This is a genomic window from Pelagimonas sp., assembly GCF_050633425.1.
Lineage (GTDB): Bacteria > Pseudomonadota > Alphaproteobacteria > Rhodobacterales > Rhodobacteraceae > Pelagimonas.
In genome coordinates this window covers 17,464-29,403 of record NZ_JBOEGM010000035.1, presented here as the reverse complement: position 1 = coordinate 29,403, position 11,940 = coordinate 17,464, and the positions used below count along the sequence as shown (strand labels likewise).

Sequence of the window (11,940 nt, the reverse complement as noted above, 5' to 3'; positions counted from 1 at the left end):
ACTAGTTGGCGGCCTGTTTCGCCAATTCTTGGAACATCTCGCCAAGCTTTGGGCGTATGTGCTCAACCAGCCGATAATTGGCTGCGTTGATCCGGTTTTGGTTGCGCATTCGGTTGCCCCATAAGTTTGTCCTCCCCCGGCCAGGACGGATGCTCTCTAGGCTCGCATAGGGGTAACCGCTTCTGACATCTAGAAAAACAGCCTCAGCGCTGTTGTGTTCGGGATCAAGCTGAACCACCAAGACAAAATCTAAATGCCGCGATGCCGCCAAAGCGCGGATGTTGTCCTGAGTTGCCCAAAACCTGCCCGTTTTAAAAAGTTGAGCCTCCAGTGGCCCAAGCGTCACCACCTCGCCCAATGCGCTCATATCCGTTCCGGCAAACAACAGCCGTTCCCGCTCTGGCATCAAGGTCATCGCGCCGTGTACCAGCCGCACAAGGCCGATCCGGGCGGGAAAATGTAACTCGGGTTCATAATTTGCGGCGGCGATGGGTGAATTCCCTGGCTGATCAGACGCCAAATAAGCCTTCCCAGAGGTGCCTTGGATATCCATCGAACAGGCCGCTAACAAAAAGCCGGAACACAGTAAAACAGATTTCATCATTGCTGCCCTCAAAAAATGTGCAATTAACACATCTCACATGCAGTCCCGCAAGTCAACAAAATGTGCAAAATACACATTACCATTCAACCCACACGCCCTCCCCTCACACCACCACTGGTCTGAACCAATCGAGACCAGCTCGCTGGCGATACCGACAGGGGCGACGCGTCGGTTTTCCTCGACGCGTCGCAGGGCGTTTCTAGTGTTTAGGGTTTCGCCCTGCCTGAACCTCGGCTTGACGCTTTGGCCAGGTCGACGCGATAAAAGCGAGGATCTGCCAAATCTCACCGTCACTGAGCGTCTCTGCAAAACCGGGCATGCCGCTGGTAAAGCCTTGCACCCCCATGCGGGTCAACGCCTCTTGACCGCCCAGCTTGGTGTAGTCGAACAGATGCTGGCTGGAATGGTGCCATGTATGGCCCGTTTCGTCATGGGGTGGCGCGGGCAGCACCCCATCAGCATCCGCAACCCGCCAATCGGGCTGCCCCTCAAGATCAACGCCATGGCAACTCGCACAGTGTTCCGCATACAGCGCAGCACCGGAAACAATGTCACGCCCGTCAAATTCGTGACTGGCATAGGACGCCGAGGCGACCATCACGAGACCGAACACATATCGCATCACATGACCTCCACCCAGGTTTTCATCCCCGATGCCTGATGCCCCAACATATGGCAATGCAACAGCCATTTGCCGGGATTATCAAACACACAGAGGATATCGCGGGTTTCGCCGCGGTTGATCAAAGTTGTATCGCGAAAGTCGCCGATCTCTCCCTCTGTTGTCACTTCGTGGAAATGGTGTCCGTGCAGATGCATTCCATGCGCAAAAGCCGTGTCATTGATCAACCGAATCCGCGCGGTCTCTCCCCTTTGGAAGCGCGCAAAGGGCGCGTCAGGCAGACCAGAATGGCCGTTCAAGGCCCAGATCCCCTCTCCGGCATGCGCGCCACCCATGGCACCGCCTTCCATGGTCAGGACCAGGTCGTGATCCAAGGCCCCCGGCGCGGTCACATTGGCCTCCGGCAAAGCGGATATCTCGCCGCCTATCGGGGCCGGGTTTTCTCCCGCGATGCCAATGCGCCCAAGCTCATAGGGCTCCTCGCGTGTTGGAAAGTCAAAGCGCAGCGTGTCAGTGACATCGACGATCAGATCCATACGCTGCGCGGGGGCAAGCACAATCTCAGTGATGTCGCGCGGGGCGGCCAGCGGCATGCCGTCCAATGCCACCACTTTGCCCTGAGCACCTGACAACGTCACAGGAAAGACCCGCGCCGTGGCCACATTGATCAACCGCAAACGAAGGCGGTCGCCCCGACGGACCACCGCAACAGATGGCATCGCCCTGGCAAAGTTACCAAGTCGCCCGGCATGGGCGAAATCATGCATATTGCCAAATCCTCCCATCAAGGTGCCGTCTTCCTCGAGCCGCCAATCGTCGATCAACACGGTCACGTCATGATCGACCTGCGGTGGGTTGGCCTCCTCAACGATCAAAGGCCCATAAAGCCCCTGCTCCACCTGCTCCCACGAGCGGCTGTGCGAATGGTACCAAAATGTGCCCGCATCAGGCGCGACAAAGGAATATTGGAACCGCCCCCCATCGGGGACCGCATCCTGCGTCATACCCGGTACGCCATCCATAGCGTTGTCGATGCGAATCCCGTGCCAGTGCAGCGCGCTGTCCGCACCGATCCGATTTTCGAAATCTAAGTCCAGTCGCGCCCCTTGATTGACACGCAATTCCGGGCCGGGCGTTGTGCCATTCAGGCCCAGCATTGCTGTTACGCCATCCCCTTCCAGCAAGATTTGCGCGCTCACAGGTTCCGCTCTGAGAACCATGGGGGCGGCAAGGGCAAAGCGAGGCAGGGCCAAGGCCGCCCCGCCACAGGTCAGCAAACGACGGCGGGTCAGAGGTGTCCCAATCATTTGCGATACACCTTGTGGCAAGCCTTGCAGGATCCGCCCAGCTGCATCAGCCCCTTGTTCAAATCCTCCGGCGTTTCCAGGGTTCTTGATAATGCCAGCGCCAGGCTTTCAGTCTGTTCCGCCTTGGCAGTGAAATCGTCAAAGCGCTCCCAAATCTCCGGCAAGGCCTCGGTCTTTGGGTCGCTTTCGGGGGCCTTAAACAGAGCGGGGGTTTGTGCGGCAAACCTTGCCACATCAGCTGCGGCAGCACGCGCCGTGGTCGCATCAAAGGCGGTCGCCCCCTTTGCCATGCCACCCATGACTTTCATGGCGTCACCGATGGATTTCATCGCCTCCATGCGGGCCATAACCGCCGCGTTCTTTACGCCGCCATGCGCCAATGCAACGGACCCGAAGCTGGCGAGCAAAACGGCCACGCAGATGTTTTTCTTGGTGAGGTTCATTGTGAGGTCTCCGTTTTAAGTGAGGCTATTGGCGTCTTGTCCGTCGCGCCCGTCGATCCGGGGCCTTCTACCGAAACTCCAGTGACGCGCCTGCCCGCAACCGCGCGTTGAATGAATTCGCCCCCATAATGCGCCGGGTCGCAAGTCTTGTGAACCAACGCGCGCGCGCCACCGTTTCGGCCCCCGCCCTGCGCCCCCTGTCCCGCAGCACGTTTTGGTTCAGGGGGTTCGGAACCCGAGGCGAATATCGCCCAAGCACCGGTGCCGGCCGCGACGCTCGCACCGGGATAAACAAAAGTTCTGGTCATATCGTTTCCTGTGGTCTGTAAAGAATGATAGCCCGCAACTGGGGCGCTCACGTTCACAAACGCGGAGGCGGCGGATCAAATCCAAGCAAGGCGTCCCTGAGCCGCACGGCCGTCCGAATAGGTACGTCAAGACATGCAAAGACCGGCTGTACGACCTCATTCAGAAACGCGTCCCGAAGCGCGAGACAGGTCACGCAAACCTCACAAGACGCCCCAGAGGCATGGTCTGATGTGTCGCTGTGATCCGAACAAGGCGGAGGACAAGGGCTTGAATGCATCGCGCCTGCCATCGGGTCGGCGGCATCCGTCAAAGCGGAGGGCATCGCCCCCACCCAGATCAGAACCGCCCCCAAGATTGCCGCAAAGCAAAATATGTTCCGAATAGCCCACATTCCCGCAGTGTGCCGACTGCAGATTGCAGACACAAGGGGGCTTCGCTGTCACACACGCTGTCACACACGCTGTCACACAGGCCTGCCCATTGGCGAGGGAACGCCCTCAGAGAGAAGGACCTCTCCCTTTCATGTCTCTGCAAACCTGCCCCCGTTCCTTGCACTGGCCGAGGCTATCGTGCACCTCCCCGAGGTTACCGAAACGCGTGTTGCATAAGGTGAGATACGGCCGTCACTGACCGCATCAGATCAACTTAGTTAAGCAATTTTCTAAATCCGAAACTCCACTACCAGCGGGCAGTGGTCCGAGGCCTTTGGTCTATCCCAACCAATGCGAGGAAAACGAGGAATATCATCCGAATTTGGGACTCGGAACGGCATCCCGGAACTTACAATTTCAGGAAGTCCTACAATCGTCTCGGCGAGAGCCGGGGAAGCAATGATGTCGTCAAGTTGTGTCTTGTGCTTCTCGCCTGCGTAGTCGTGTGTCCACCTATTCGACTCCGGCAAAAGAGTGACGAGGTTGTCGCCAAATCCATCATTTAGAAGCGGGTCGACCCCGGATTCATTCGGCCCTTCAACGTCTTCGACCTGTCTGCCCTCCTCGTCGAGACGTTTCTTGACTTTAATCACTTGCTTGTCGTCGTTCAGATCCCCAACGATACACCACAGGGCTTCGCTTGGAGCCTCAAACTTTCGATTTATGATTTCACGCACAGCGATGGCTTCCAGCTGACGCATTCCCATACTCGCATCTCTTCCGCCGCCCATAGATTTAAAGTGGCAATAAAAGACTGAGGTGCCCCTAGATTTGTAGACGCTTTGCCCCCTAATTTTGAGGCAAGGAGGCCGACACCAGACTCTGTATCGTCTAACCACGCAGGGGTCAGATCGACGTGCGATCGTGTATATATCGGCCAATCAGCGTGAGTAGCAATGGCGACGTCAATGCCTCGCATATCATTGCCTTCGTGCAAAACGGCGTGCCCATATCCCTTTTCGCCGAGCTTGGCATAGTATGCAGACAGGAACCGCTCTAACGCGCCAAAATTGTCCACGTCTTGAAACGCAACCACATCAGCGTTCAACTGCCCGAGCGCGAGTGCCGTGTGTTGGCGCTTGTCATCATCCTGTGAAATTGACGCGGTTTGGATTAGTCGTCGAAAATCCTGGAAGTCGTTAAGGTCTCCGTCTCCGTACTCAGCGAGGAACTGAGCAATTGGAGCTAAGAACCGAGCACCACGGCTATTTGGGCCTTGGAGGAACGCATTTTAATCATGTCGTGTGAAAAGGTTTTCGATGTTGAACGTCGCAAGTCGGAAATTATTAGGCATCTAACGATTTCCTCGGGAAAAAATTTGCTTAAAACTATTAATTTGAAGCGTAGCTGCCTTGTCACTCGCAAAACAGCCTTAGAGAGAAAATTCCCATTTTCATAGCTCTCCAAGGCACCAAGCTCGCTGGTGCAGTGAATGTCGGCAACGCGTGAGCGATCACAGCATGGCTAACACCCGTTGGATGTCTCCTTTGGGCTGTCTCCCGTCATCCGGTGTTGCAGTGACAGCGCATCTTGGGCGGAAACCTTGCGCTGCACCGCCGCAAGGCCGCTTGGAGCCCATCTCACTGGATGCTGCAGGTTGCGCGAACGGCGGCTTTGGCCGGAAGGGCGCTGTGCCGATTGCGTGTTCTCCGACGGGATCAGCAAAACCCGGGTAAGGTAATTCTTATTCTGCTTGAGCCGCAAGATTTGGTTGCAGTTGGCTGAATTCCGGCGAGGTGTCTTCAGACCATGGGAACCTACCGAATTTGTCCGGAAAGAAAACTTGGCACGCATTGAAGTTGTCGCCACCATAGAACCAACGGTTCCATCCCAAGTATTCCGGGAAGTGATCAGACTCGACTTCTCTAATTATCACATCATAGCCATTCAAAACTTCGGATATTGGCTCATTCGGTACGAACCTTTTTTCGGCTTCCAAATCCCTAAAAAAGTTCCAGAATATTTCGTGTGACACCTCTTTGGGCAGCGCAAAAAGTATCAATTCGGGAAAGGCGAATTTGTGCCAAAAGCCCGTTGTATATGAAAACCCCAGTCCATTAGCGTCCTCGAACACGTGTGTCCCAAACCATCCATGTGTGCGAACGTTTTCAACGAAGCTTCTTTCGTCTGCGTCCAGCAACGCATCATCTACATCAAGTGCAGTTTTCAAGTGTTCTCCAAAGCTCCCATAGGCGCTTAGCAATAGCTCTACCAGACTGGCAGAAGATATGCAGACTTGTCAATTCTTAGGACCGCTCGTTGCCGAGCTGCGTGAGCCCTCCAACCAGACCTTCAGGTACCTGACATGGAAGACCGTTTTGTCCCGCTCAGCCGTCATCCATCCCAGATTCTCGCTGCAAAGCCCACCAATGACCGGTTTCAACGCGGCGTTGCAGCGTGTCGGTGTTGGGTTGTCAGGGTGATAGCCCGGCTTTGCAAACTCCGTTATCTGCGCATGGCAGACCTTGATGCACGGCGCAGTAAGTGGGATCCGCTCCGATAGGGCTTGAATGGCCGCTTTAACCTGGGCGAAGTGCTACCTTTGCAACTGCCGCGAACTACCGCTTTCCGCCCCCCTATCCATGTTGGGGTCAATGCTGCGCTCTGTACGAACGACTTGGAAGGGCTGAGGACGGTCACTGGGTAGCGGGGTCCACATATGATTTCGCTGCCGAAGCCCTGCCGCACCGCCGGAAAGCAACTGAGAGCCCGCTTGTGTCAAATACTGCCCTGGACACCAATGTTTGCTCTTCTAACCCTTGGCAAACTCCAATCTGTTTTGCCAAGGGATGGTGGCATCGAAATGTATGAACTTTTGATCCATTTTGGCAATTTCCGAAGATGCGTTTCTGGCAGCTCCGAACTTCGATCTATCCCCCATCGTCGCAGTCAGCGAAGACTAAGTTCACCGCATGGCTTCAGCGAGCGCCTCGGTATCTTCGTAAAAGTGGTAAAGGATGAGTTTTCCATCTTTGAATCGGGTGATCAAAGCCCAGTCACTGACAAAGGGTTTGCCGGTCGCGCGCACCGAATGTTTGAGTTTGCCGTAGAGCGCTGCGTGCCTGTCGTCGCCGAAAGCGGCCGTGATTTCGAAGTCGCCAGGCTCAAGAACATCTGCGAAGCCTCCGAAGAAGGCCTGTGCGCCCTCATGACCAACGAAGGTTCCGTGCATCGGGTTGCCTGAGTTGCTATGCGGGTTTGTTGAGACGAAGACGGCCTCGGGTGACGTGAGAGCTATGGCAGCCTCCATCGCACCCGAGAAGATCGCTCCTAAGAATGATTGCGTGAGTTCTACGGCGGTTTGTGTCATGGATTTTCTTCTCCTTTGTAGCTCGGTCAAGAGTGCCAAAGGCGTTCAACGCAACGGACTGCACTTGCCGAATTTTACTTGTGTCAGGAGCTTATCCCTCCGATAATTTGCGCACGGAACTAGGTATTTTTCGACGGTATATGTGCATGAACGACCGAATTGACGGATTAGGATGGGATGACCTCCGGTATTTCCTCGCCCTTTCGCGCGCAGGTAGTCTGATGGGAGCCGCCCGCATGCTTGGTGTAGAGCACTCGACCGTATCTCGCCGCATCAGTGGCTTAGAGGACGCCTTGGGGCTTCGCTTGTTCGACCGCCTGCCTCGCGGGTGGCGGCCAACCTCCGAAGGCGAGCATCTGATCTCTCGGGTAGAGGCCGTGGAGAACGAAGTCGCCGCGCTGACCCGCGCTGCAGCGGGCGTCGACGGCCTCAGTGGGGACGTGCGGGTCTCTGCGCCGCCTCTTGTATTGTCGCATCTCGTCGCGCCTGCGCTCGCCCCCCTCGTAGCCATCCATCCAGGTATTAGGCCAATGCTCATCGGAACAACTCGGAGGAGCGACCTCGATAAGGCCGAAGCAGACATCGCGCTCCGTCTTGGCACTGTCACTGGTCCCGATCTAGTAATTCGACATGTCGCATCAGTTGATTACGGCTTCTATGGCTGTGAGGATCACATCCAGCGCCCACCGCACGACCGGGTATACCTAGGATTCGAGGATCCCGATGCCCAACGTTCGCAGGGCCAATGGCTTAGAAACAAGGTTAGTTTGGAGGGGGCGCGTATCGGGCTACTGAGCAACGATATGGTTGCCCTAATAAACGCCGCTAGCTCCGGAATGGGGATCGCAATACTACCGCGGTTTTTCGCGGCCAAGCTCCCCGAACTGATCGAGTTGTCGGACACTGCTTCGTTTCCAGCTCAGCCACTATACCTCGTCATGCATGCCGATATTCGCTTGGCACCAAGGGTCCGACTCATCGCAGACCATCTCTACGACGATGTGCGAGGAACTCTTTCGTGCTTCGCATAGGTGTTGCGCAAAAAGCGGCTGGCCCGAGCGAATCCACCGTTTTCCCTTTTAGCAAAGCACTCGTAAAATAGAGCTAGCTACTGGACCTGTCGCGGTTTGATACCGCACCTTTGATCGCATTTACTGCAACAGAGGAGACGAGCTATGGGACTGAACCGGACGGACGAATTTCGCCAAGATGCTGTGCGGATTGCGTTGACCGGTGGGCCGACACCCAGGTCGCTGACGATCTGGGTGTCGGGATGTCAGAATGTCGGCGCTGAACAAATGGATTACAGCGCATCGAGACACATATGTGCTGTCAAAAGAGGATTTAGAGCTGGCCAAGAAGGAGCCGGACATCCCCAAAAGACCACGGTGTTCTTCGCGAGCTTAAAGCTGTGATGTTCAGGTTTGTGGAGGAACACCGAAATCAGTTTCCAACGGAGCGCACGTGTCATGTTACGGAGGTTAGCGCGCGCGGATTACGGGCTTTCAGAAACCGCCCTGCCAGTTGCAGATAGCGGTCTGATATGGTCACGCTTGCACACCTCGCCGCCGCCGCTCAGCACTCGACAGGAAAAGCCCCGTCGCTTTCGCCTAAACGAGCACTTGGGACGGCACGAAAGCGCCACAGGTCCACTTTCAGCAGCGCAAGACCACGAGTTAAAACTTGAACCAGACCTTCGTCGCCGCCGCAGCATAGGTTAAAAAGGCTTTCTGCCGTCATCGGAGGCGACGCGGAATCCGGGGCAGCAACCCAGGCTCGACATTCAAGACTGCTCTGTTTTTAAGCGCCCCGACGGCAAAAGCGCTCATTTGTGTGGCAAACTCCGTTGGGTCGGTGCCATTTTGTTCAAGTCCGTTGAAATGCGCGGGCATGCGTTCTGTAGTTGAGAGGCAGGGTGCTTAGGGTTCCGCTTGATGAAAACATCAAGGACTGGTCCGAGAAGCGCCACCTAGGCGGCAAAATCCGCAAAGGCACACGGCGGGGCAAAATCCCGGGAGGTTACTGCGCAGGCTTTGTCCGCGCTCCATCTCTTGTTCCGCCAGCGTGGGAAAGCCGTGTTTAAAAACAGGCGGGACGCACAACGGGGAAAGTCATGACAGTCAAGAACATTCTATCCGCTGCGGCGCTCTCAGCCGGACTTGCATCGGCATTTGCACTGCCTGTGGCCGCCGAAGAAAAAACAGATTTCAAATTGGCGTGGTCGATCTATGTCGGCTGGATGCCATGGGGCTATTTGGAAGACAGCGGCATCATGGACAAATGGGCCGACAAATATGGCATCACGGTCGATATCGTTCAGATCAACGATTACGTCGAATCCATCAACCAATATACAGCAGGCGCTTTTGACGGGGTTTCCGCGACCAATATGGACACGCTGTCCATTCCGTCGGGCGGCGGTGTTGACACCACCGCTTTGATCATTGGTGATTATTCAAACGGCAATGATGCGGTGATCTTGAAAGGCGAAGGCGGCCTGGCCGATCTCAAAGGCAAGCCTGTGAACTTGGTGGAACTCTCTGTGTCGCATTACTTGCTGGCACGCGGGCTTGAAACCGTGGGCTTAGAAGAGGCCGATCTGGACGGTGTGATCAACACCTCAGATGCCGATATGATCGCGGCCTATGCCACAAGCGACGTCGAAGCGGTGGTGACGTGGAACCCGCTGGTGTCTGAAATCACCGGGTCAAATCCCGACGCAAACGTGCTGTTTGACAGCGCTCAAATCCCCGGCGAAATTTTGGACCTGATGGTGGTGAACACTGAAACCTTGGCGGACAACCCTGCCTTTGGCAAAGCTGTTGCTGGCGCTTGGTATGAAGTTATGACTCTTATGGCGGCAGGTGATGAAGAGGTGCTGACCGCGATGGCCGAAGCCTCTGGCACCGATCTTGCGGGCTACAAAGCGCAATTGGCGGCGACTGAAATGTTCTTTGATCCAGCCGCAGCAGTGGCCCAAGCCGCGTCGGCTGATTTGCCCACAACCATGACAAGCGTGGCTGAATTCTTGTTCGACAAGGGCATCTTGGGCGAAGGCGCGCCAAGTGCGGATTTCGTTGGCGTTGAATACCCCGGTGGCGTGACCACGGGCGACGCGGGCAACATCAAGTTCCGCTTTGATGCGACCTTTATGCAGATGGCGGCAGACGGCGCGCTGTAAGTCACACATTGGCGTGGCGTGCGGCACGGCCCGCGCGCCATTCTTCTCGCGACATCACTTCAAAAGCTCAGCCCATCGGAGGAGCCCTATGAGACTGATCAATCGAATACCCTCTCGGCCCAACGCGGTGTTTTTGGCCGCCGCCCCCTTTGTCATTGTCCTGATCGCCTATGCCATCGGCTCGGACATTCGCCTCACGGCCAACCCCCAAGACAAGCTGCTGCCTGCGCCCTCGACCATTTGGGACACTGCTGTGCGGCTGTTCACGGAACCCGACAAGCGCTCCAAAGAGATCCTGCTGTGGAAAGACACGGGTGCCTCTTTGATGCGGCTTCTCTTGGGCGTTGGGATTTCTGCGGCAATCTCGTTGGTTGTGGGCATGGCCATCGGGCTGTTCCCAATTATGCGCGCAACATTTTCGAGCTTTGTCGCGGTGCTTTCGATGGTGCCGCCGCTGGCTTTGCTGCCCATCCTGTTCATCGTCTTCGGGCTGGGCGAACTGTCCAAGGTGGTGTTGATCATCATCGGTATCACGCCCTTTATGACCCGCGACCTGTCGCAACGTGTGCTGGACATTCCAACGGAACAGCTGATCAAAGCGCAGACCATCGGAGCCTCTTCGCTTGTGATCGCTTTGCGTGTGGCCCTGCCGCAAATCCTGCCCCGCTTGATTTCCAACGTGCGTTTGTCACTTGGCTCTGCGTGGTTATTCCTGATCGCAGCCGAGGCCGTGGCGTCCAATGTCGGGCTTGGCTATCGCATCTTTTTGGTGCGCCGTTACCTCGCGATGGATGTCATTCTCACTTACGTGATCTGGATCACGCTCTTGGCTTTCCTCATAGATTGGGCGCTCAAAACCCTATCGCGCAAAGCCTTTCCATGGATGGAGGCCGGGCTATGAGTTTTGTTTCTGTGACGGATATTTGGCAAGCCTACGGGGATCGCTCGATCATTGAGCGGGTGAATGTGGACATCGATGAGGGCGAATTTATTTCCATCGTCGGGGCCTCTGGCTGTGGCAAATCCACATTCCTGCGGCTGCTTTTGGCGCAAGAACGCCCAACCCGTGGCGAAATTCGCATCGACGGAGGCGCGCCCGCGGTCGAGCCGAATTTGGAACGTGGCGTGGTGTTTCAACGCTATTCCGTGTTTCCGCATTTGACGGTGCGCGAAAACTTAATCGCTGGCACAGGGTTTCAAACGCGGTTCGGGTATCTGCGTGGTGCGGCACGGCGCAAAGCGGTGGAGGACGCCGATGAGATGCTCTTGCGCATTGGGCTCAACCACGTGGCCGATCAATACCCTGCGTCTTTGTCGGGGGGGATGCAGCAACGTCTGGCCATTGGCCAAGCCATGGCCGCCAAGCCACGTGTGCTGTTGCTGGATGAACCTTTCGGGGCTCTTGATCCGGGCACGCGTATTCAGATGCATGACTTCCTGATGGAGCTGCGCCGCGAGACCAATATGACCGTCTTTATGGTCAGTCACGATCTGGAAGAAGCCTTCAAGCTGGGCGACCGCGTGTTGGTCTTTGATAAGCCCCGTTGGGATCCCCATGACCCCGGGGCCTATGGCGCGACCGTCACCTATGATTTCGATGCCCGCGATGGCGGCATGCCTTTTCAAAGCATTCTTGAGCGCTATCCGAGTTTGGCCAGCGCTTGAGTTTTTCCGCTCTGCGCGCCGCTGGGCCCCGCGCAGGGTCGATCACCAAGGCCTAGAAGCCGCCCCAT

The 11,940-nt window shown here is 56.3% G+C and carries 12 protein-coding genes, 1 pseudogene and 1 riboswitch; of the genes and pseudogenes, 5 read left to right on the top strand and 8 right to left on the bottom strand.

The window, feature by feature from the left end:
• Position 1: 1 nt before the first annotated feature.
• The 8 genes from ACRBB0_RS23915 to ACRBB0_RS23880 all read right to left on the bottom strand — a co-directional run bounded on the left by ACRBB0_RS23915 (position 2) and on the right by ACRBB0_RS23880 (position 7,026).
• Positions 2-601: a hypothetical protein gene (locus tag ACRBB0_RS23915; protein ID WP_431376996.1), complete on the bottom strand. Its 600-nt coding sequence runs from the start codon at positions 599-601 to the stop codon at positions 2-4.
• Positions 602-803: 202 nt separating this feature from the next.
• The gene (locus ACRBB0_RS23910) at positions 804-1,226 is read right to left on the bottom strand and encodes a c-type cytochrome (protein ID WP_431376995.1); all 423 of its coding nucleotides are present in this window, start codon (positions 1,224-1,226) and stop codon (positions 804-806) included.
• Positions 1,226-2,533 (bottom strand): multicopper oxidase family protein, encoded by a 1,308-nt coding sequence (locus ACRBB0_RS23905; RefSeq protein ID WP_431376994.1) that lies wholly within the window; start codon positions 2,531-2,533, stop codon positions 1,226-1,228. Before ACRBB0_RS23905 ends, ACRBB0_RS23910 begins: the two co-directional genes overlap by 1 nt.
• Positions 2,530-2,976, bottom strand: a complete 447-nt coding sequence (locus ACRBB0_RS23900; protein WP_431376993.1) for a c-type cytochrome — start codon at positions 2,974-2,976, stop codon at positions 2,530-2,532. Before ACRBB0_RS23900 ends, ACRBB0_RS23905 begins: the two co-directional genes overlap by 4 nt.
• Complete coding sequence (locus ACRBB0_RS23895) at positions 2,973-3,284, bottom strand: hypothetical protein (protein ID WP_431376992.1); 312 nt, start codon at positions 3,282-3,284, stop codon at positions 2,973-2,975. Before ACRBB0_RS23895 ends, ACRBB0_RS23900 begins: the two co-directional genes overlap by 4 nt.
• Before the next feature lie 662 nt (positions 3,285-3,946).
• Positions 3,947-4,423 (bottom strand): endonuclease/exonuclease/phosphatase family protein, encoded by a 477-nt coding sequence (locus ACRBB0_RS23890; RefSeq protein ID WP_431376991.1) that lies wholly within the window; start codon positions 4,421-4,423, stop codon positions 3,947-3,949.
• A 977-nt stretch (positions 4,424-5,400) separates the two neighbouring features.
• The gene (locus ACRBB0_RS23885; protein WP_431376990.1) at positions 5,401-5,886 is read right to left on the bottom strand and encodes a DUF4262 domain-containing protein; all 486 of its coding nucleotides are present in this window, start codon (positions 5,884-5,886) and stop codon (positions 5,401-5,403) included.
• Positions 5,887-6,621: 735 nt separating this feature from the next.
• Positions 6,622-7,026, bottom strand: coding sequence for a nuclear transport factor 2 family protein (locus tag ACRBB0_RS23880; RefSeq protein WP_431376989.1), 405 nt, complete (start codon positions 7,024-7,026; stop codon positions 6,622-6,624).
• Between the two features lie 140 nt (positions 7,027-7,166).
• Here ACRBB0_RS23880 and ACRBB0_RS23875 point away from each other — a divergent pair, with 140 nt between their 5' ends.
• The 5 genes and pseudogenes from ACRBB0_RS23875 (at position 7,167) to ACRBB0_RS23855 (ending at position 11,872) form a co-directional block, all read left to right on the top strand.
• Complete coding sequence (locus tag ACRBB0_RS23875) at positions 7,167-8,057, top strand: LysR family transcriptional regulator (RefSeq protein WP_431376988.1); 891 nt, start codon at positions 7,167-7,169, stop codon at positions 8,055-8,057.
• Positions 8,058-8,201: 144 nt separating this feature from the next.
• Positions 8,202-8,557: pseudogene (locus tag ACRBB0_RS23870) on the top strand (IS3 family transposase); the annotation flags it as partial.
• Between the two features lie 377 nt (positions 8,558-8,934).
• Positions 8,935-9,046: riboswitch (guanidine-I (ykkC/yxkD leader) on the top strand.
• A 93-nt stretch (positions 9,047-9,139) separates the two neighbouring features.
• On the top strand, positions 9,140-10,207 hold the full coding sequence (locus ACRBB0_RS23865; RefSeq protein WP_431376987.1) for a putative urea ABC transporter substrate-binding protein: 1,068 nt from the start codon (positions 9,140-9,142) through the stop codon (positions 10,205-10,207).
• A gap of 88 nt (positions 10,208-10,295) precedes the next feature.
• A complete protein-coding gene (locus tag ACRBB0_RS23860) occupies positions 10,296-11,108 on the top strand; it encodes an ABC transporter permease (protein ID WP_431376986.1) in 813 nt (270 codons plus the stop codon).
• Positions 11,105-11,872, top strand: a complete 768-nt coding sequence (locus tag ACRBB0_RS23855; RefSeq protein ID WP_431376985.1) for an ABC transporter ATP-binding protein — start codon at positions 11,105-11,107, stop codon at positions 11,870-11,872. Before ACRBB0_RS23860 ends, ACRBB0_RS23855 begins: the two co-directional genes overlap by 4 nt.
• Positions 11,873-11,940: the final 68 nt, after the last annotated feature.

Bases quoted from the DNA above. Each gene is read 5' to 3' on its own strand.
- ACRBB0_RS23860 (WP_431376986.1), top strand. From the start codon at position 10,296: ATGAGACTGATCAATCGAATACCCTCTCGGCCCAACGCGGTGTTTTTG.
- ACRBB0_RS23875 (WP_431376988.1), top strand. From the start codon at position 7,167: ATGTGCATGAACGACCGAATTGACGGATTAGGATGGGATGACCTCCGG.
- ACRBB0_RS23895 (WP_431376992.1), bottom strand. From the start codon at position 3,284: ATGACCAGAACTTTTGTTTATCCCGGTGCGAGCGTCGCGGCCGGCACC.
- ACRBB0_RS23890 (WP_431376991.1), bottom strand. From the start codon at position 4,423: ATGGGAATGCGTCAGCTGGAAGCCATCGCTGTGCGTGAAATCATAAAT.
- ACRBB0_RS23915 (WP_431376996.1), bottom strand. From the start codon at position 601: ATGAAATCTGTTTTACTGTGTTCCGGCTTTTTGTTAGCGGCCTGTTCG.
- ACRBB0_RS23905 (WP_431376994.1), bottom strand. From the start codon at position 2,533: ATGATTGGGACACCTCTGACCCGCCGTCGTTTGCTGACCTGTGGCGGG.
- ACRBB0_RS23910 (WP_431376995.1), bottom strand. From the start codon at position 1,226: ATGCGATATGTGTTCGGTCTCGTGATGGTCGCCTCGGCGTCCTATGCC.
- ACRBB0_RS23855 (WP_431376985.1), top strand. From the start codon at position 11,105: ATGAGTTTTGTTTCTGTGACGGATATTTGGCAAGCCTACGGGGATCGC.
- ACRBB0_RS23880 (WP_431376989.1), bottom strand. From the start codon at position 7,026: ATGACACAAACCGCCGTAGAACTCACGCAATCATTCTTAGGAGCGATC.
- ACRBB0_RS23900 (WP_431376993.1), bottom strand. From the start codon at position 2,976: ATGAACCTCACCAAGAAAAACATCTGCGTGGCCGTTTTGCTCGCCAGC.
- ACRBB0_RS23865 (WP_431376987.1), top strand. From the start codon at position 9,140: ATGACAGTCAAGAACATTCTATCCGCTGCGGCGCTCTCAGCCGGACTT.